The organism is Micromonospora sp. RV43 (assembly GCF_001029515.1).
Classification (GTDB): domain Bacteria; phylum Actinomycetota; class Actinomycetes; order Mycobacteriales; family Micromonosporaceae; genus Micromonospora; species Micromonospora aurantiaca.
On sequence record NZ_LEKG01000155.1, the window covers coordinates 1 to 19413 of the forward strand.

Sequence of the window (19413 nt, forward strand, 5' to 3'; positions counted from 1 at the left end):
CCCTCGATCCACACCACCTCCCCGAAGTGGTGCCATCCCGCCCCATGATCAACACCAGGTCGGGGAAGTGGGGGCATCAGACCATCGCCGATGCAGCCACCTCCCCGACCTGGTGTCGATCATGAGCGGCGGTGAGCCGGTCACGCCAAGGGAAGGCGGGAAGGGGGGTCACTGCCGAGGGGCGAGGTCGAGGAGGAAGGTCGGGTAGTCCGGCTCCGGTCCAGGATGCGGGCGGGACAGCGCGGCGGCGACCGAGTTTCGCGCCATCTGCGGCCACCCTGACGATCGGGGCCGAACCGACGCAAGCTGGTAAAAGCGCAGGTCAGAGCCATTCTGGCCACCCGAAGACGTGCGGCCGGAGCGGCAGCGAAGCACGTCGAAGGAGAGCCTCATGGCCGCACCCGTCGTCCGTTCCGTCACCGCCGACCAGACCGTCCTGCTGCCCGGGCAGTCGACCACCGTCCGGGTCGACGCCTATCACCCCGACTCCCGGCTGCTGACGCTAGCCGGCCGGGTCAGCGACCCCACCGGCGTCACCTGGGACAGCCCGGTCCGGGTGGACCTGAGCGTCCCGCTGACCATCCAGCTCGCCGGCGCCTCGCCGGGGGTGACCGTCACACCGAGCGGCGCCGAACCGGGCCGCTTCACAGTCACCGTGCTGGCCGGCCGGGGCACGGTGACGCTGACCGCGACGGCGCGTGACGGCGCCGGCCGCACCGGCACGGGCACCACCACGCTGACCGTGCCGCTGCTGGTCGGGATGAGCGCCGAGAAGGGCGCCCGGACCCAGCGCGCGGTGGCCGACTATCCGGGCATCCGCTACATGCGCGACTTCGGCACGGACGGCCCGGACGCGGACGCGCTGCCGGAACTGCCCCCGCTGAACGCCGGCAAGTTCGCCGACGCGCCCTCGGCCGTCATGCACGTCAGCTGGAAGGACGACGTCGAGCAGCTGGCCGGCTGGCTCGACGGCGTGAACCGCCCGATCTATCTGACCTGGTACCACGAGCCGATGGGCGACGTGGCCCCGGCCACGTACCGGGCGACGGCGAGCCGGGTGACGCAGATCCTGGCGGCGCACCGCAACCGGCGGTGGGTGCTCGGGCACGGCCCGATCGTGACCCGTTACTGGCTGGACGAGGGGCGTGGCAACCCGGCCGACTGGGGTTACCCGGGCATGACCCACTACGGCGTGGACTGCTACTCCCGGGACACCGCCGCGTACTGGCCCGCCTCCCGGATGTTCGGCGTGGCCTTCGGCAAGGTGCGCGCCGCGTACCCGGGTATCCGGCTGCTGGTGCCCGAGTACGGGCTGAGCCGTACCGCCGCGGACACCACCGGCGCGGGCCGGGCACGGACGATCCGCGAGCACGTCACGTGGCTGCGGCAGCAGACCGACGTCGACGCGATCGCGTACTGGAACAACTGGGCCGAGTTCGAGCTGGGCGACCCGCCGCCCGAGGCCACGGCCTGGCGCGATCTCCAGGTGGGCGGGGCATAGACTGGGTCCATGAGGCGGAGTCGGTGACCAGCGGGGGCGTGACGTACCCGGGCTACACTCATGGCTGCCTCGCCTACGACGATCCGGCCACGCTGCGCGCGCTGGCGGTCGAGCAGGTAAGCGCCGGTCTCGCCGCCGGTGAGCAGGTATGGGTGGTCTGTCCGGAGGATCGCGCCACAGTCACCGGCTGGCTGGCCTCGGTCCCCGGGGTCGACGCCGCGCGCCGGCGGGACGCGCTACGGCTGGTTCCCGTCGGCGAGGCGTACCGGCACGACGAGATCGTCGACCCCGACCGGCAGGTCCGGGCGTACGTGCGGGCCACCACCGAGGCGCTGACCGCCGGGCACACCGGCCTGCGGGTGCTGGCCGAGGCGACGAGCCTGGTCCGCACCCCCGCCCAGCGGGACGCGTTCGCCCGCTACGAGCACCGGATCGACCACTGGATGCGGCACCGGCCGATGTCGGCGGTCTGTGCCTACGACCGCCGGCGGCTGGACGACGCGGCGATCGCCGAGCTGGCCTGCCTGCACTCGGTGACGAACGCGGACGTGCTGTTCCGGCTGCACGCCGGCGACGGCGACTCGGTGGTGGCGCTGGCCGGCGAGCTGGACCCGTCCAACCACCGGGACTTCGCCGCCGCGCTGGAGCGGGCCGACCCGCGGCCGGTGGCGGGCCGGGTCGTGTTCGACGCCGCCGAGCTGCGTTTCGTCGACCACCGCAGCCTGCTGCACCTGCGCGACCACGCCCGCCGGCACGACGCCGTCGCGGTGCTGCGCACCCCGAGCCGCGCCCCGGCCCGGCTCGTCGACCTGCTCGGCCTGTCGGAGGTACGGGTGGAGGTCGTCCGATGAGGAGCGGCGCGGCCTTCGGCCATGTGGGCTACTTCCACGAGGCGTTCGTCTACGACTCCGAGGAGGAGCTGCTGGCGGTGGCGCTGCCGTTCCTGCTGGACGGGATCGCGGCCGGCGAGCCGACGGCGGTGAACCTGGACGAGCGCAACGCCGAGCTGGTGCGCCGGGCGCTGCCCACCGGCGCCGAGGTCACGTTCCTGCCGGTCGGTGACGTCTACGCCCGGCCCAGCGTCGCGCTGCGTTCCTACCGGGAGCTGCTCGCGTCGTACGTGGCGGCGGGGGCGGCGCAGATCCGGATGGTCGGCGGGCTGCCGCCGGTGCTGCTCGGCGCGACCTGGGACTGGTGGGCGCGCTACGAGTCGGCGATCAACCACGCCTACGACGACTTCCCGCTGTGGGGCATCTGCGCCTACGACCGGCGGGGCACGCCCGCGCACGTGCTCGCCGACGTGGCGCGTACCCACCCGCTGGTGGCACGGACGGACGGCGGGCACGAGACGGCCGGTCTCTACACCGACCCGACGAGTTACCTGACCGAGTTCCGTCCGGCACCGGCGGACCCGGTGCAGCGGACCGCGCCGCTGGTCGAGCTGGTCGACCCGACGCCGGCCCGCGCCCGCGCGGAGGTGCGCGCCGCCGACCGTGGCCTGCTGCCGCCCGACGGCCTGGACGGCCTGGTGATCGCGGTCAGCGAGGTGGTGAGCAATGCGCTGCGCCACGGTGAGCCGCCGGTGTGCCTGCGGTTGTGGCGCGCGCCGGACCGGATCGTGGTGACCGTCCACGATCGGGGGACCGGCCCGAAGGACCCGTTCGCCGGGCTACTGCCGGCGGGCGACGGTTCCGACGGTGGTCTGGGCCTGTGGATCAGCCACCAGAGTTGCGACCACGTGACGTACCACAGGGACGCGACCGGCTTCACCATCCGCCTGACGGCGGGGAACCCGCACTTCCCGGTCTGACCGTGCCGCCGGTCGGCGGGCAGGAGGGCGGGGCGGGGCGAGCCTCGCGCGCGGACGCGGTACCGTAGCGCCTCATCGTGCCCTGCGGGGCGGTCATCCGCCGGCCTGGCGCTGGCGAACCGACGGAGGATGGCGAATGTCCAACGGTGCCGAGCCGTTCGCACCCCACGACGACCTGTCCGGGCGGCCCCGGTTCGATCCCGCGTTGCGCGGCTACGACAAACGTCAGGTGGACCGGTACGTCGAGCAGATCGACGCCGAGGTGAGCGCGCTGACCGCCGCGCGGGACCGGGCGTACGCGCAGGTGCGCGACCTGACCGCGCAGGTGCAGCGGGTGCAGGCCGAGGCGGTGGAGCTGCGCGACCGTCCGACGGCTGTGGACCGGGCGTCCTTCCGCGACCTCGGCCCGATGGTCGACCAGATCCTGGACCTGGCCGAGAAGCAGGCCGGCCAGATCACCGACGTGGCCACCCGGCGCGCGGAGGAGGTCCAGGGGCAGGCGGAGAAGCTGCTCGCCGCGGCGCAGGAGCAGGCCGCCCGGGAGCGGCGTGAGCTGGACGAGGAGCTGTCCGCCCGCCGGGCCGAGCAGGAGCGGGTGGACGAGGAGCGGCGGGCTGCCGCGCAGGCGGAGCTGACCGCGGTGCGGGAGCTGGCGGAGAAGCTGCGCGTCGAGGGTCAGGCCGCGCACGACCGGGCCCAGCAGGAGGCGAAGCGGATCACCGAGCAGAGCGTGCAGCAGGTCGAGCAGGCGCGCTCGGCGTCCGAGGCGCTGGTGAAGGCCGCGCGGACGCAGATCCAGCAGGAGGTCCAGGCCAACCGCAGCAAGGCCCAGCAGGAGCTGGCCCAGTGGCAGGCCACGATGGCCAAGGAACTGGACGAGCGGCGGGCCGCCGCCGAGCAGGAGCTGGCCGACCGGGCCGCCGCCGCGGAGAAGGACATCGCCTCGCTGGTCGCCGAGGCGCAGCAGTACGCCACCGAGGTCCGGGAGCGGGCCGACGAGGAGACGGCGGCGCACCAGGAGCAGCTCGCCGGCGTGCAGCGGGAGATCCAGCAGCGGCAGGAGACGCTGACCGGGCTCAAGGCGGAGCTGGAGAGCGTCTCCCGGCAGCTGGAGGACACCCGCCGGGAGATCGCCACCATCGAGCGGACCGGCGCGGAGGTGGAGGAGCGGCTGGTCGGCGTACGCCGGGAGCTGGCCGCGGAGACCAAGCGGCTGGACGAGGCGCGGCGCGCCGCGGACCTGGCCGAGCAGCACGCCAAGGAGACCCGGGCCCGGGTGCAGCGGGAGGCCAAGCGGGTCGCCGACCTGGCCGCGGCGGCGGTCATGGCGGCCGCCGCGGGCGGCGGGGAGACAGCCGAGTACCCGCAGGTGGCGGCGCGCCCGCCGATCACCGTGCCGGCCGAGGTGACGCCCCGGGCGGTGGACGCTCGGATCGAGCCGGACGCGATCGAGCCGGACCGGTCGGAGCCGCCGGTCGTGGAGCCGTTCGTCGAGCGGCTGGACGGGCCGAGCTTCGACGCGTTCGCGGTCCGCACGCCGGCTCCGCGCGGTGTGCCCGAGGCGGAGACCACGGGTACTGACAACGGCGTACCGGCCACCGCCTGAGACTTCGGCGCCGCCGGTCCGGGCCGGGCCGGCGGCGCCGCATCTTGCCCATCGACCTTGCTATATGCAAATATTTGGATCGATCTGCTGGTGCATCTCGATCTTTATTCGGGGGTTGACGGGTATGCGGAAGATTTCCTCGATCGGTGCCGCCGTCGTCCTGACCGTCGCCTCGGCGGGCGCCGTGGTGGCCGGTACGGCCGGACCGGCGAGCGCCGGGTGCAGCCACTCGCACTCCAACGTGGACAGCAAGTTCGGCCAGCTGTTCAACGCCACGAACGTCAACATCCGCACCGGCCCGCACACCACCTGCGCCTCCCTGGGCTACGGGCAGCTCAGTCACACGGTCGACTTCCACTGCTTCGCCAGCGGTGACCGGGTCACCGCGAACGGCAAGACCACCTACACGTGGACGTACCTGCGGGACGTCACCACAGGTGTCTCCGGCTGGGTCGCCGACGCGCTGCTGGACAACCTCGGCGGCAACGTCGCCTGCTGAGCGGGACCACCCGGCACGCCCACGCCGGGCAGAATGACAGGGCATGACCGGCCTGCACCCGCCCGTCGAGCCGTACGCCACCCACCGGATCCCGGTCGGTGACGGCCACGTCCTGCACGTGGAGGAGGTCGGGCGGCCGGACGGCGTACCCGTGGTGTTCCTGCACGGTGGGCCCGGCGGCGGCCTGGTGCCGGTGGCCCGCCGGTTCTTCGACCCCGACCGTCACCGGGCCGTGCTGTTCGACCAGCGCGGCGCCGGTCGCAGCACCCCGCACGGCGAGGTGCGCGCCAACACCACCTGGCGTCTGGTGGCCGATCTGGAGACCATCCGGCAGCGGCTGGGCATCGACTCGTGGCTGGTGTTCGGCGGGTCGTGGGGCACCACGCTCGGCCTGGCGTACGCGCAGGCGCACCCGGATCGGGTGACCGGGCTGGTCCTGCGCGGCGTGCTGCTGCTGCGGCGCAGCGAGCGGGACTGGTTCTACCAGGGCGGGCTGCGCCACCTCCAGCCCGAGGAGTGGGAGCGGTTCGTGGCGCCGATCCCGCCCGGCGAACGCGACGACGTGCTGGCCGCGTACCACAGGCGGTTGCACGGCCCGGACGAGGCGCGGGCCCGGGAGTACGCGCGGGCCTGGGGGCGGTGGGAGGCGGTCAACTCGTCGCTGCGGCCCGACCCGGAGCTGCTCGCCCACTTCACCGCCGACGACCAGGCGCTGCCCGTGGCCCGGATCCTGTCGCACTACGCGGTGCACGGCGGCTTCCTCGCCGAGGGCCAGTTGCTCGACGGCGTGGACCGGATCCGGCACCTGCCCGCCGTGATCGTCAACGGCCGCTACGACCTGTGCTGCCCGCCGGTGTCCGCGTACGACCTGGCCCGCCGGTGGCCGGAGGCGACGCTGCGGATCGTGCCGGACGCCGGGCACTCCGCCGCCGAGCCGGGTGTGACCCGGGAGGTGCTGCGCGCGCTCGACGAGGTGACCGCGAGGGTCGGCTGACCGGGCCGGTCGGACCCCCGACAGCCCGGCGGGCGAGCCTGGTCATCCGGGGGCGCCGCTGGCAAGATCGGCCGGGTGACGGGTGCGCTGTACGCGGTCAGTGACCTCCACGTGTCGTACGCGGAGAACCGCGCCGTGGTGGACGGCCTGCGGCCGGAGACGGCGGACGACTGGCTGATCGTGGCCGGTGACGTCGGCGAGGTCTTCGCCGACGTGGAGCGGACGCTGCGGCTGCTGCGCGACCGGTTCGCGCGGGTGGTGTGGGCGCCCGGCAACCACGAGCTGTGGACCCACCCCAACGACCCGGTGACGCTGCGCGGGGTGGCCCGTTACGACGCGCTGGTCGCGATGTGCCGCGAGCTGGGCGTGCTGACCCCGGAGGACGACTACCCGGTGTGGCGGGGCGAAGGCGGGCCGGTCACCGTGGCGCCGCTGTTCCTGCTCTACGACTACTCGTTCCGCGCTCCCGGCACCACCACCAAGGAGGAGTCGCTGCGCGCGGCGTACGACGCCGGTGTGGTGTGCACCGACGAGATGATGCTGCACCCCGACCCGTACCCGGACCGGGAGTCCTGGTGCGCGGCGCGGCTGGAGGTGACGCGTCGGCGGCTGGAGGCCACCGACCCGGCGCTGCCGACAGTGCTGGTCACCCACTGGCCGCTGGTGCGGCAGCCCACCGAGGTGCTCTGGTTCCCGGAGTTCGCCCAGTGGTGCGGCACCGACCGGACGGCCGACTGGCACGTGCGCCACCGCGCCGCCGTCGCGGTCTACGGCCACCTGCACATCCCCCGCACCACGCACTACGACGGGGTGCGCTTCGAGGAGGTGTCGCTGGGCTACCCGCGCGAGTGGCGGCGCCGCGGCGGCGAGCCGGCGCCCATGAAACGGATCCTCGGATGATCGGAACGCTGCTGCCGGCCGGGGCGCTGGCCGTCGAGGCGTTCGCCGACGTGCCGGACGAGACGCCGTACCCGGGCGAGGAGGACCTGGTGGCGCGCGCGGTGGCCGCGCGCCGCCAGGAGTTCGTCACCGCCCGCCGCTGCGCGCGGGAGGCGCTGGCCCGCCTCGGGTACGCCCCGGCGCCGATCCGTCCCGGCCCCCGCCGGGAGCCGGTCTGGCCGGACGGCGTGGTGGGCAGCATCACGCACTGCACCGGCTACCGGGCGGCGGCGGTGGCCCCGGCCGGGGCGCTGGCCGGGCTCGGCATCGACGCGGAGCCGCACGAGCCGCTGCCCGACGGCGTGGCGGGGATCGTCCTCACCGCGGGCGAGCCGGAGCGACTGGCCGCGCTGCGTGACGCCGACCCGGCGACGCACTGGGACCGGCTGCTGTTCAGCGCCAAGGAGTCGGTCTACAAGGCGTGGTACCCGCTGACCGGGCGCTGGCTCGGGTTCGAGGAGGCGGAGCTGACGTTCGACCGGGCCGGCCGGTTCACCGCCCGGATCCTGGTCGACGGCACCCGCACCGACGGCGGCCCGCCGCTGGACGTCCTGGACGGCCGCTGGCTGGTCGGCGGCGGGCTGCTGCTCACCGCCGTGGCCGTGCCGCGCCGGTCCTGACCGGCCTTACCGCGATTGTTCCGGTTTGCCCGCCCTGACCTGGGGTACGGCCGAAGGGGCCTGGACATTTCGCTGTAGGAGGACAGGTCCTGATGGAATCCAGCAAGCCCACCCAGATCGTCAAGGGTGTCGTCGAAGCCGCCGTCGAGAAGGTCGGCGACGCGCTGACTCCGGACGTGCCGGGCGCTCCCGGCAGCGCGCCGCCACCGCTGGAGGAGCCGACCACGGCGCACGGGCCGCTGCCGCCCAAGGACGAGCAGGGCGCGCCGGACACCCGGACCCCGACCGGCGCCGAGACCGGCGTGCCGAAGATCGCCAAGGGGCAGCAGGGCGCGTACCTCACCACCGCCAACGGCGCCCGGCTGCGCGACACCGACCACTCGCTGAAGGCCGGTCCGCGCGGCCCGGTCCTGCTCCAGGACCACCACCTGCGGGAGAAGATCACCCACTTCGACCACGAGCGGATCCCGGAGCGGGTGGTGCACGCCCGGGGCGCGGGCGCGCACGGCACGTTCGTCGCGTACGGCACCGCCGAGGAGGTGACCCGGGCCGGGTTCCTGAAGAAGGGTCGCGAGACGCCGGTCTTCGTCCGCTTCTCCACGGTGCTGGGCTCGCGCGGGTCGGCCGACACGGTCCGCGACACCCGCGGCTTCGCCACCAAGTTCTACACCGACGAGGGCACGTTCGACCTGGTCGCCAACAACATCCCGGTGTTCTTCATCCAGGACGCGATCAAGTTCCCGGACGTCATCCACGCGGGCAAGCCGCACCCGGACCGGGAGATCCCGCAGGCGCAGAGCGCGCACGACACGTTCTGGGACTTCGTCTCGCTGCACACCGAGGCGCAGCACCACACCATCTGGAACATGTCCGACCGGGGCATCCCGCGGTCCTACCGGACCATGGAGGGCTTCGGCGTGCACACGTTCCGCATGGTCGACGAGGCCGGTGCGACGGTGCTGGTCAAGTTCCACTGGAAGCCGAAGCTGGGCGTGCACTCGCTGACCTGGGAGGAGGCGCAGCTCATCGGCGGTATCGACCCGGACTACCACCGCCGCGACCTGTACGACGCGATCGAGGCCGGCGCGTACCCGGAGTGGGAGCTGGGCATCCAGGTCTTCCCGGACACGCCCGAGGAGACGTTCGCCGGGATCGACCTGCTCGACCCGACGAAGATCGTGCCGGAGGAGCTGGCGCCGGTGCAGCCGATCGGCAAGCTCACCCTCAACAAGACGCCGCGCAACTTCTTCGCCGAGACCGAGCAGGTGGCGTTCCACGTCGGGCACCTGCCGCCCGGCATCGACGTGACGAACGACCCGCTGTTGCAGGGCCGCCTCTTCTCGTACGTGGACACGCAGCTCACCCGCCTCGGCGGGCCGAACTTCACCCAGATCCCGATCAACCGGCCGCACGCCGACGTCAACGACATGCTGCGTGACGGCTTCCACCAGCACGCGGTGCACGCGGGCGTGGCGCCGTACCGGCCGAACTCGCTCGACGGGGGCAACCCGTTCCCGGCCGGCGACCGCGAGCACGCGTTCGTGGACACGCCGGTGACTGTGGCCGAGGCGCCGAAGGTACGGGCCGCGCCGGCCTCCTTCGACGACCACTACAGCCAGGTACGCCTGTTCTGGCAGAGCATGTCGCCGGTGGAGAAGGAGCACATCATCCGGGCGTACACGTTCGAGCTGGGCAAGTGCTACCGCCAGGCGATCAAGGAGCGGCAGCTCCAGTGCCTGGCGAACGTCGACCCGGTGCTGTGCGAGCAGGTGGCGATCGGTCTGGGCCTGCCCGTGCCGCAGCCCACGGTGCCGCAGGCGGAGGTGCAGCCCAGCCCGGCGCTGTCCCAGGTGGGCCGGGAGTGGCCGGCCGACGGCCGGATGGTCGGCATCGTGGTCGACGCCCAGGCCGACCTGGGCGACGTGCACGAGGTACGCCGGGAGGTGTTCGCCGCCGGCATGGTGCCGCTGCTGATCGCCGCGCACGGCGGCACCGTCGACGGGCTGCCGGTGCAGCGCACGTTCGCCACCGGCCGCTCGGTCGAGTTCGACGCGGTGCTGCTGGCCGGCGCCCCCGCTCCGGCGCCGGACGCGCTGCCGGCCCGCGACGCCAAGGCCGGCGCGCCGGGCTCCCCGACCGTCGACCCGCGGGTGCTGCTGCTGGTCGAGGAGGCGTGGCGGCACGCCAAGGTGATCGGCGCCTGGGGCGCGGGCGCCGAGGTGCTGCACCAGGCCGGTGTCACAGGCACGCCGGGCGTGGTGACCGGTGGTTCCGGCACGGAGGTGCTCGGCGAGGTGCAGCGGCTGATGGCGGCGCACCGGGTCTGGGAGAGGTTCCCGGCCTCGGTCGCCTGATCCCGAGTCGCGCGTGGGGCGGTCCCGGACGGGGCCGCCCCACGCTGTGCGTGCGCCACCGCTCACCGGCCGTCACTCATCGACGGTCGTCGTTGACGCCTTAGTTAATACTCTTTAATATTTGGGCCACCTCGAGGAAGACCCCCATCCGCCCCCGTCCCCCGGGAAGGCCCTCGATGCCCAGACCTCACCTCCGGCGGCGCCTCGCCGCCGGTGCGCTCGCGCTGGCCACCACCGCCGCGGCGCTCACCCTCGCCCCGACCGCCGCCGAGGCGGTGGTCCTCCCGAACAACTTCAAGAGCGTCGGCTACATGCCGTCCTGGAGCGGCAACGTCAACACCGTCCAGTACGGCAAGCTCACCCACATCAACTACGCGTTCGTGCTCCCCAACGGCGACGGCAGCCTGCGCCCGGTGGAGAACCCGGGCAAGCTGTCCTCACTCGTGTCGCTCGGGCACGCCAGCAACGTCAAGGTCTCCATCGCCGTCGGCGGCTGGAACGACGGCGACGACTCCGCGTTCGAGGCGCTCGCCGCCAACTCCGGCACGCGCACCGCGTTCGTCAACAACCTGATCGCCTTCGTCAACCAGTACAACCTCGACGGCGTCGACATGGACTGGGAGTACCCCGACCCGGGCGCCTCGGCGAACAACTACACGCTGCTCATGCAGCAGCTCGGCAGCGCCCTGCACAGCCGGGGCAAGCTGCTCACCGCCGCCGTGGTCTCCGAGGGCTACTACGTCGACGGGGTGCCCACAGCCGTCTTCGGCTCGGTGGACTGGCTGAACATCATGGCGTACGACGGCGGCGGCCCGCACGCCGGCTACGACTGGTCGATCGCCAGCGTCAACAGGTGGAAGTCGCGCGGCCTGCCCGCCGCCAAGGCGGTGCTCGGCGTGCCCTTCTACAGCCGGCCCGGCTACTACACCTACTCGGCGCTGGTCGGCATGGACCCGGCCAACGCCAACCGGGACTGCACCACAGCCGGCGGCGCCCAGCAGTGCTACAACGGCGTACCGACAGTGAAGCGCAAGACGCAGTGGGCCCTGGCGAACGCCGGCGGGATGATGAACTGGGAGCTGTCGCAGGACACCACCGGTTCGACCTCGCTGGTCAGCGCGATCTACGACACCGTCACCGGCGGTGGCACGCCGCCGCCGTCCGGGCGTACCGGGCCGATCACAGGCATCGGCGGCGCCTGCGTGGACGTGGCGGCCGCGAGCACCGCGAACGGCACCGCGATCCAGCTGTACGGCTGCAACGGCACCGCCGCGCAGAGCTGGACCGTCGCCGGTGACGGCACGCTGCGGGCGCTGGGCAAGTGCCTGGACGTGACGAGCGCCGGCACCGCGAACGGCACCAGGATCCAGCTCTGGGACTGCAACGGCACCGGCGCTCAGACCTGGCAGGCCCAGAGCAACGGCACGCTGCGCAACCCGGCGTCGGGCCGGTGCCTGGACGCCACCGGCAACAGCTCCGCCAACGGCACCCGGCTGCAGATCTGGGACTGCTTCGGCGGCGCCAACCAGGTCTGGCGGCTGCCGGCCTGATCGGGCTTCCCCGCCGGGCGGCCCGGCCCGGCGGGGACCGGCCTCACCAGCGGTTACGGGCCTCCTCGGCCCAGCCGACCAGGCCGTCCAGATCCACGCGCCCGCCGTCGTCGGTCGCGGCCCAGCCGGTGAAGTGCCCGAAGCACTGGTGCGTCTCCCCGGCCAGCACGAGCAGGTTGGTCCGCGCCACCCGCTCGTGGAACGGGTGGAACGTGACGTCCACCCGGTCGCCGGTGATCCGCCACGGCCGCAGCCAGTCGGTACGGTCGTACGCCCAGGTCAGGTCGGCGCCGATCTTGTGCAGCCGCCCGTCGACGAAGACCGCGTTCTCGGTCGAGCCGGTGCCGTCGGTCCACTTGCCGCCGAGCTGGATCGCCCGGCCCGGTCCGCTGCCGGCCGCCCAGTTCCACCGCACCGCGTACCGCCACTTGCCGCGGCCGTGGTCGAGCGCCGCGTACGACCCCTCCCCCACCGGGTACGCCGTGCCGTCCACTGTGATCGTGCCGTGCACCGGCCGGCCGATGTCCTTGACCGTGTACTGGAACCGGCGGGTGCTCCACGGCACCACCACGCCGAGAGACTCGTGGCCGGGCGGCAGCGGCACGGTCAGGTCCACCTCGACACCTGGCGCGCTCGCCCGCACCGTACTGCCGTCCGGGCCCTGCTCCACAGCGACGGTCAGCTTCCCGCCCCGGGCGCGGACCGGTCCGGTGCCGCTCACCGGCGGCAGCACCGTGCCCCGGGCGAACGGCACCACCGCCTCCGCCGTGGTCTCCCGCCCGGTACGCCTGTCGAGCAGGTAGAGGCTCTGCACCCCGGCGTAGTCGAGCGACGACGCGACCAGGCCGAGGATGTGCGTCGGCGTGACCACGCCCCAGTGCTCCCACCGCTTGGCCCGGCCCCAGCCGCGCAGGTTCGCCCGGTGCAGTGGCCGGCGGCTCCAGCCGACCGCGTCCGGGTTCAGCCGCCCGTCCGGCCGGCACAGGTCGACCGGCTCGGTGATCTCCCGCTCATGCGTCATCGCCGCAGGCTACCGACGACCGCACGGGCCCGGCGGGCGGCCTGGACGGCCGTCCCGCCGGGCCGTCGCGTCAGCGGCCCTGCTTGGCGCGGCAGATCTCCACCGGCACCGCCGGGGCGCCGTCGACCGGAGCCGGGTCCTCGGGGGTGGGCGCGATGCCGCCGGCCGAGATCCGGTCCAGCGTGGCCAGCCCGGCCGCGTCGACCTGGCCGAACACGGTGTAGTTCGGGCGCAGCGCCGAGTCGGCCTGCACCAGGAAGAACTGGCTGCCGTTGGTGTCCGGGCCGGCGTTGGCCATGGCGAGCGTGCCGCGCGCGTACAGGCGGCGTACGCCCGTCGGGTCGGTCGGCGCGGGCGGCAGGTCGGTGGGCAGTTCGTCGCGGTAGCGGTAGCCCGGGCCGCCCTCGCCCGTCCCGGACGGGTCGCCGCACTGGAGGACCGTGAGCGTCGGGTACGCGGTGAGCCGGTGGCAGGGCGTCCGGTCGTAGAAGCGCTTCCGGACCAGGTGCAGGAAGCTCTGCACGGTGCACGGCGCCTGCTCGCGGTCCAGCGTCAGCCCGATCGGCCCCTGGTTGGTGCGCAGCGTGACCCGCACGGTGCCCCGGTCCGGCGTACGGCGCGGGTCCGGCGGCAGCGGCACCGGACGAGCGGCCGGCTCGTCCGGCGTGGGCGTGTACGCGCACGGCCCCTTCGTGGGCGCCGGGTCGGCGGCGGGTGCCGCGGTCGCGGCGACACCTGCGGCGGCGACGATCGTCGCGGCGGCCACGCTCACCCCGGCGAGGCGGGCCAGCAGGGGTAATGCGGCGTGCGTTCGGGTTTCGCTCGACACGGTGGTCCTCCCTGGACTCGTGGTACCAGAACGACCGGAGTCTATGGACCGGGTCACCCGATGTCGACGCGGGCGCTCCGGCGGGTCGAAAGTCGGTTGCCGCCCCGGGGCCGCCTCCGCGAGGCTGAGCGGCATGACGTTCTGACGGATCGCATCCCCGCCCGCAGGCCCTCCGCGCCGCCTGCCGTCCGCCGTCCTCCGCGTTCTCCTCCAGAAACGAGCGTCTGTGTCCGCGTACCCCTCCGGGCGGGCCGTCGTGCCCGCCACCGTCTCCGTCTTCTCCTCCCCCGGCAGCTGGATCGAGTCCGCCGCGCTCGACCAGTGCCGTCAGGTCGCCGCCCTGGACGGCATGGCGCACGTCGCTGCCATGCCCGACCTGCACCCCGGCAAGGGCGCGCCGATCGGTGCCGCGATGTCCTCGACCGTGCTCTACCCGTTCCTCGTCGGCTCCGACATCGGGTGCGGCATCGCGGTCTTCCCGATCGCGCTGCGCCGGGTCGTACCCGAGCGGCTCGCGGCCCGGTTGCCCGACCTGGACCGGGCGCTCGACCCGGACCGGGACGCCGACGACCCGGCCTGGTCGGTGCTCGACGGCGACGTGCCGGCCGGTCACCTCGACGGTCTCGGCACCGTCGGGCGCGGCAACCACTTCGTCGAGCTGGCCCGCGTCGGGCCGATCCTCGCGGCGGAGCACGCCGCGCGGCTCGGACTGGACGCCGGTGACCTGGTGCTCGTGGTGCACTCCGGGTCGCGCGGGCTGGGCGAACGGATTCTGCGCGAGCACACCGAGACGCACGGCGCCGGTCCCGCGCCCGACCCGGACGCCTACCTGGCCCGGCACGACGCGGCAGTGCGGTGGGGGTCGCTCAATCGGCGGCTGCTGGCCGCGCGGGTCGCGTACGCGCTCGGCGCCGAACCCACCGAGCCGGTCGTCGACCAGTGCCACAACCTGGTCGAGATCCGCGACGGACGCTACCTGCACCGCAAGGGCGCGGCGCCGGGCGACGGGCGGGACGTGCTGATCGCCGGCACCCGTGGCACGCCCTCCTATCTGGTGGCGGCGCACGCCGGGCCGGAGGCCGGCTACTCGGTGGCCCACGGCGCCGGGCGCAAGATGTCCCGCGCCGACGCGCTGCGCCGGGGCCGGGCCAAGCACACCGTCGAGGAACTGCGCCGTACGCCGGTCGGCTCGATCGTGGTGTGCGGCGACCGGCAGTTGCTGTTCGAGGAGGCGCCCACCGCGTACAAGCGCATCGAGCAGGTCATCGGCGACCTGGTGGCGCACGACCTCGCCACACCGGTCACCACAACGGTTCCGCTGGTCACCTACAAGACGCCGGACGTGGGCCGCCGCGACGAGCGCCGGAAGGGCCGCCGGTGACCGAGCTGCTGCTGTCCGCCGGACGCGGACCCGCCGAGTGCGCGTGGGCGCTGGCCCGGCTGCTGTCCCGCCTGGAGGGCGAGGCGGTCCGGCGGGGCCTGCGTACCGAACGGGTCGAGACGGTGCCCGGCGACCGGGCCGGCACCTACCGGTCGGTGCTGGTCCGGATCACCGGCGCCGGGGCGAAGGCGTTCGCGGCCGGGTGGACCGGCACGCTCTGCTGGCAGGCGCCCAGCCCGTACCGGACGGGCCACGGACGGAAGAACTGGTACGTCACCGCGCGGACGTGCCGGACCGACGTGGTGGTCACGCCGTTCCACGAGGCCGACGTCGAGTTCGTGCCGTGCCGCACCGGCGGGCCGGGCGGCCAGCACCGCAACAAGGCGAGCACCGCCGTCCGGGCCACGCACCGCCCGTCCGGCCGGACCGTGGTGGTGGACACCGAACGGCACCTGCACCTCAACCGCCGGATCGCGGTCGAGCTGCTGCGGCAGCGGATCGCCGCCGACGACGAGGCGGCCCGGCGCGCGGGCGTCGACGCCCGCTGGCGGGTCCACGACGAGCTCGTGCGCGGTGACCCGGTACGGGTGGAACGCCCCTGACACGGCCCGGTCCGCCGCGCGTGAGGGCCCAGGCTACCGTGGGCGCGGCGGACGGGCAGCCCGGCCCGCCGGCGTACGGCGCGCGAGGAGGACTGATGCGGCGGAGAAGGAGCGGCCACTACAGCGCGTACTCCGCCGACCCCGGGCAGGTCACCGACGGCGCCCGCGACATGGACCGCGTCCGGTGAACCCGCTCGTGCAGCGCTTCCGCGCCGTGGTCGCGATGTGGATCCTCGTCGGCTCGGGCGGGTTCCTGCTGGCCGGTTTCCTCGGCCTGGCTCTGCTGACCCAGACGGGTCCGTTCGCGGCCGCGGCGCTGCGCGGCGCCTCGACGAGCCGGCCCTACCGGTGACCGGGATGCGCCTGCACGTGGGCTGTGCCATGTGGACGCACAAGGCCTGGTCCGGCCGCTTCCTGCCGCACCCGCTGCCCGCACACGAGCGGCTGCGCGCGTACGCCGGGTGGTGCGACGCCGTGGAGGGCAACACCACGTTCTACGCCACCCCGGCCCGGGAGACGGTGGCGTCCTGGGCCGACCAGACCGCGCCGGGCTTCCGTTTCCTGCCGAAGCTGCCGAAGGTGGTCACCCACGAGCGCCGGCTCACCGGCGGCGAGGCCGAACTGCGGGCGTTCCTGCACGCGATGGAGCCGCTCGGCCCCCGGGCCGACGCGCTCTGGATCCAGCTGCCCGGCTCGTTCGGCCCCGGTGACGTGCCCGACCTCGACCGGTTCCTGCGCACGCTGCCCACCACCCACAGGTACGCCGTCGAGGTCCGCCACCCCGCCTTCTTCACCGAGCCCGGTGCGGTACGTGCGCTGGAGGCGACGCTGTACCGGGTTGGCGCGGAGTGGATCCCGTTCGACACCACAGCGTTCTTCCGGACGCCGCCGACGAGCGACGCCGAGCGGGAGGCGTGGACGCGCAAGCCGCGCCTGCCGCTGCGTACCCGGGCGCTGACCGACCGGCCGATCGTGCGCTACCTGGGCCGCGACGACCCGGCCCGCACGGTCGAGGGCTGGCAGCCATGGCTGGACGTGGTCACCGGCTGGCTGCGGGAGGGCCGCTCGCCGACCGTGTTCGTGCACACGCCGGACAACGCCGACGCGCCCGAGCTGGCCCGCCGCTTCCACGACCAGGTCCGCGAGCGGGTGCCCGGGCTCGCGCCGCTGCCCGAGCCGGAGCCGGTCGGCCCGGCCACGCTGTTCTGAGCGCCGGGTGGGATCGCCGCCAGCCCGCTCAGCCCGCTCAGCCCGCTCAGCCCGCTCAGCCTGCCCGGCCGCCCTCGGGCGGGGGCAGGCGGTCGTCGTACGCGCCGGACCGTCCCGCGTACCGCTCCCCGCGCAGGAACGGCAGCGGGTTCGGGGTGCAGCCGTGCAGGCCGAGCGTCTGCTGCTGCATCACCGGCGCCGGACGTCCCCGCCCCGGGCAGCGCTCGTGCCCGTGACCCAGACGGTGGCCGACCTCGTGGTTGACCACGTACCGGCGGTACGCCGCGAGATCGCTGCCGTAGGCGGGCGCGCCGCGCACCCAGCGGGCCACGTTGACCACCACCCGGTCCCCGCTACGGCAGGACGTGTACCGGTCCGGCCCGTCCCCGCACAGGTCGTCGCGCGTACCGGGAGTGGCGAGGTAGACGGTGAAGTCGGCGGGCCCGCGGGCACCGACGCGGCGCAGGGCGATCCGCCCGTCGGTCGTCCAGCCACCCGGGCCGGTGAGGATGCCGGTGACCTGCGCCGCGAAATCGGCCGGTGGCAGACCGGTGATGTCGCGCTCCACCGCCACCCGGTAGCGCAGCAGCCGGCCCGTACCCCCGTGGGTGGCCGGCTCGGCGGCGGCGAACCGCCACTCGTCGGCGCCGTCGGCGGGATAGCCGATCCGCGCCGGACGGGACCGGACGGGCGCCGCCGCCGACGCGGACGGCACGGCGGCGGACGGCCCGGCCGGTCCGGACGGCGCGACTGCGGGCTGATCGGCCACGGCCGGTGTGCAGCCGGCCAGCGACACCGCCAGCGCGATCACGGCGGCGCCGCGTGTCCGGTCCACGGTCCTGGTCATCTCGTCTCCCCTCGGCGCCCGGTCGGGGGCACGGGGATGAGGACGGGTGACCCGTCGCGGAAGTTGGTCCGGCGGGGACTCAACCTTTTCCGCGTCCCGCACGTCCCTACCGGGGTGAGAGGTGCAGAGGACCGGCATGGCCCGGGGTGACGCGGAGTTCGTCGAGTTCGCGCGGGCGTCCTCCGCGCGGCTGACGCACGCCGCGTTCCTCATGACCGGCAACCACCACCACGCCGAGGACGCCGCCCAGACCGCGCTGGTGCGCACGTACGCTTCCTGGTCCCGGATCCGCAACGGCGACCCGTACGGCTACGCCCGGTCGGTCCTGGTGAACCACCTCGTCGACACCTGGCGGCGGCCGATCCGCGAGTACCCGAGCGACGACCTGCCGGAACGGCGCGGCGGCGACATGGCCGAGGAGGTGGCGACCCGGCGGTGGCTGGTCACCGCGCTCGGCACGCTCACCGCCCGTGAACGCGCCGTCGTCGTCCTGCGCCACTACTTCGACCTGCCGGAGGCCCAGGTGGCCCGCGAACTCGACGTGTCCGTCGGCACCGTCAAGAGCACCTCGTCGCGGGCGCTGGAGAAGCTGCGTACCGCCGGTCTGTCCGCGCCGCGACCGCAGGAGACGTGCCGGTGACCGAGATGGACGAGCTGCGCCGGGTGATGCGGGCGACGGAGCGGGCCGACGGCCTGGACATCGCGGACATCATGCGCCGGGGACGCCGACTGCGCCGCCGCCGGCGGATCGGCGCGGGGGTCGCGGCGGCGGTGGCGACGGTCGCGGTGGCCGTCGGGGTCGGCGCCGTGGCGACGCGGCCCGGCCCGCCGGACCTCCCGGCCGGGGAGCCGGTCGCCACCGCGTCCGCCGACACTCCTCCGCCCACGCCGACCGCCGCGCCGGCCCCGACCGGGGCGCCGCCGCGACCGCTCGGGACGGTCGTGGACAGCGGCATCCGGTACGGCGCCGACGAGCGCGTGTTCTTCATGGTCCCGGTCGACGTGCCGCAACTGCCGCGCGTGACGATCGGCCTGGTCGCCGGCCGCCGCGCGCCGGACGGCCGCCTGACATCGGACTTCCTGGTGAACGACGTGTCCGGCAGCGACCGCCGGCCGGGGTTCCACGAGATCGGGTACGACCAGCAGCGGGTGCCCACCGACGCGTCGATCCCCACGTTCGGCTACTTCGTCGGTCCGGCGGCCCGCATCGTCGGGACCGTCGACGGCCGGCAGGTCGAGGCGAGGCTGGTCCGCTGGAGCGAGGACCCGGATGTGGTGATCTTCTGGTTCGACCCGACGACCCTCACCCCGGGAACCCCCCTGGACGGCATCACCGCCCGCACCGCCCAGGGCCGCCGCCTGTAGCCCGGCCCCTCTCCCCTTCTCCCGTCTCTCCCCCGGATGATCAAGGAGTTTGCGGCCCGAAACCGCCCCGGCGAGGACACAAACTCCTTGATCACCGGCGTCAGGAGGCCGAGTCACGTGGATCTTGGTACGAAAGCGCCCTCACGGGGGCGCCTTCGTACCAAGATCTGACGCGCAGGTGGGGCGGGGATCGGTCGTCGCCGGTGATCATGCGCTTTCTGCCCGGTCAGACGGGGCATTCACGACATCGGCAGGGCCGCAAGTGCAAGATCACGGAGAGCGGGCG

General features: G+C 74.0%; 19 protein-coding genes. 16 read left to right on the forward strand and 3 right to left on the reverse strand.

Translation table 11 applies throughout. The features are described 5' to 3' along the window. Window positions 1–391: 391 nt before the first annotated feature. The 10 genes from ABD52_RS28630 to ABD52_RS28675 all read left to right on the forward strand — a co-directional run bounded on the left by ABD52_RS28630 (window position 392) and on the right by ABD52_RS28675 (window position 11873). Window positions 392–1501, forward strand: a complete 1110-nt coding sequence (locus ABD52_RS28630) for a hypothetical protein (protein ID WP_047893813.1) — start codon at window positions 392–394, stop codon at window positions 1499–1501. Between the two features lie 23 nt (window positions 1502–1524). Then, window positions 1525–2352 carry an MEDS domain-containing protein gene (locus tag ABD52_RS28635; protein WP_013285229.1) on the forward strand — a complete coding sequence of 276 codons (828 nt, stop codon included), beginning with the start codon at window positions 1525–1527 and terminating at the stop codon, window positions 2350–2352. Continuing rightward, on the forward strand, window positions 2349–3311 hold the full coding sequence (locus ABD52_RS28640) for an anti-sigma factor RsbA family regulatory protein (protein WP_047893814.1): 963 nt from the start codon (window positions 2349–2351) through the stop codon (window positions 3309–3311). Before ABD52_RS28635 ends, ABD52_RS28640 begins: the two co-directional genes overlap by 4 nt. A gap of 136 nt (window positions 3312–3447) precedes the next feature. After that, the gene (locus ABD52_RS28645) at window positions 3448–4917 is read left to right on the forward strand and encodes a hypothetical protein (protein ID WP_013285227.1); all 1470 of its coding nucleotides are present in this window, start codon (window positions 3448–3450) and stop codon (window positions 4915–4917) included. A gap of 124 nt (window positions 4918–5041) precedes the next feature. Next, a complete protein-coding gene (locus tag ABD52_RS28650; protein WP_047893815.1) occupies window positions 5042–5416 on the forward strand; it encodes a hypothetical protein in 375 nt (124 codons plus the stop codon). A gap of 43 nt (window positions 5417–5459) precedes the next feature. After that, entirely contained in the window at window positions 5460–6410 is a 951-nt protein-coding gene (pip, locus tag ABD52_RS28655; protein WP_047893816.1) for a prolyl aminopeptidase, read from the forward strand. Between the two features lie 75 nt (window positions 6411–6485). Further along, window positions 6486–7310, forward strand: coding sequence for a metallophosphoesterase (locus ABD52_RS28660; protein ID WP_013285224.1), 825 nt, complete (start codon window positions 6486–6488; stop codon window positions 7308–7310). Then, on the forward strand, window positions 7307–7969 hold the full coding sequence (locus ABD52_RS28665; RefSeq protein ID WP_013285223.1) for a 4'-phosphopantetheinyl transferase: 663 nt from the start codon (window positions 7307–7309) through the stop codon (window positions 7967–7969). Before ABD52_RS28660 ends, ABD52_RS28665 begins: the two co-directional genes overlap by 4 nt. A gap of 92 nt (window positions 7970–8061) precedes the next feature. Then, window positions 8062–10323, forward strand: coding sequence for a catalase (locus ABD52_RS28670; protein WP_047893817.1), 2262 nt, complete (start codon window positions 8062–8064; stop codon window positions 10321–10323). A 176-nt stretch (window positions 10324–10499) separates the two neighbouring features. Further along, on the forward strand, window positions 10500–11873 hold the full coding sequence (locus tag ABD52_RS28675; RefSeq protein ID WP_047893818.1) for a glycosyl hydrolase family 18 protein: 1374 nt from the start codon (window positions 10500–10502) through the stop codon (window positions 11871–11873). 43 nt (window positions 11874–11916) lie between these two features. Here ABD52_RS28675 and ABD52_RS28680 read toward each other — a convergent pair whose 3' ends face one another. Then, window positions 11917–12894 (reverse strand): DUF2804 domain-containing protein, encoded by a 978-nt coding sequence (locus ABD52_RS28680; RefSeq protein ID WP_047893819.1) that lies wholly within the window; start codon window positions 12892–12894, stop codon window positions 11917–11919. A 70-nt stretch (window positions 12895–12964) separates the two neighbouring features. Continuing rightward, the gene (locus ABD52_RS28685) at window positions 12965–13723 is read right to left on the reverse strand and encodes a peptidylprolyl isomerase (protein ID WP_013474698.1); all 759 of its coding nucleotides are present in this window, start codon (window positions 13721–13723) and stop codon (window positions 12965–12967) included. A gap of 226 nt (window positions 13724–13949) precedes the next feature. On the opposite strand from ABD52_RS28685, the gene ABD52_RS28690 reads away from it, so the two are divergent. The 4 genes from ABD52_RS28690 to ABD52_RS28700 all read left to right on the forward strand — a co-directional run bounded on the left by ABD52_RS28690 (window position 13950) and on the right by ABD52_RS28700 (window position 16915). Beyond that, entirely contained in the window at window positions 13950–15104 is a 1155-nt protein-coding gene (locus tag ABD52_RS28690) for an RNA ligase RtcB family protein (RefSeq protein WP_047893820.1), read from the forward strand. Beyond that, window positions 15101–15706 (forward strand): peptide chain release factor H, encoded by a 606-nt coding sequence (gene prfH, locus ABD52_RS28695; RefSeq protein ID WP_047893821.1) that lies wholly within the window; start codon window positions 15101–15103, stop codon window positions 15704–15706. The genes ABD52_RS28690 and prfH overlap by 4 nt, the downstream gene beginning before the upstream one ends. A 184-nt stretch (window positions 15707–15890) precedes the next feature. Further along, window positions 15891–16058 carry a hypothetical protein gene (locus tag ABD52_RS40325; RefSeq protein ID WP_170215081.1) on the forward strand — a complete coding sequence of 56 codons (168 nt, stop codon included), beginning with the start codon at window positions 15891–15893 and terminating at the stop codon, window positions 16056–16058. A gap of 29 nt (window positions 16059–16087) precedes the next feature. Then, window positions 16088–16915 (forward strand): DUF72 domain-containing protein, encoded by an 828-nt coding sequence (locus ABD52_RS28700; protein WP_200905252.1) that lies wholly within the window; start codon window positions 16088–16090, stop codon window positions 16913–16915. A 55-nt stretch (window positions 16916–16970) separates the two neighbouring features. Here the strand turns inward: ABD52_RS28700 and ABD52_RS28705 are convergent, their stop codons facing one another. After that, complete coding sequence (locus tag ABD52_RS28705) at window positions 16971–17762, reverse strand: DUF3152 domain-containing protein (RefSeq protein ID WP_047893822.1); 792 nt, start codon at window positions 17760–17762, stop codon at window positions 16971–16973. Window positions 17763–17898: 136 nt separating this feature from the next. Between ABD52_RS28705 and ABD52_RS28710 the strand changes: the two genes are divergently transcribed. Continuing rightward, window positions 17899–18402, forward strand: coding sequence for a SigE family RNA polymerase sigma factor (locus tag ABD52_RS28710; protein WP_013285212.1), 504 nt, complete (start codon window positions 17899–17901; stop codon window positions 18400–18402). A gap of 5 nt (window positions 18403–18407) precedes the next feature. Then, on the forward strand, window positions 18408–19127 hold the full coding sequence (locus ABD52_RS28715; protein ID WP_235437584.1) for a hypothetical protein: 720 nt from the start codon (window positions 18408–18410) through the stop codon (window positions 19125–19127). The last annotated feature ends 286 nt before the right edge of the window (window positions 19128–19413 follow it).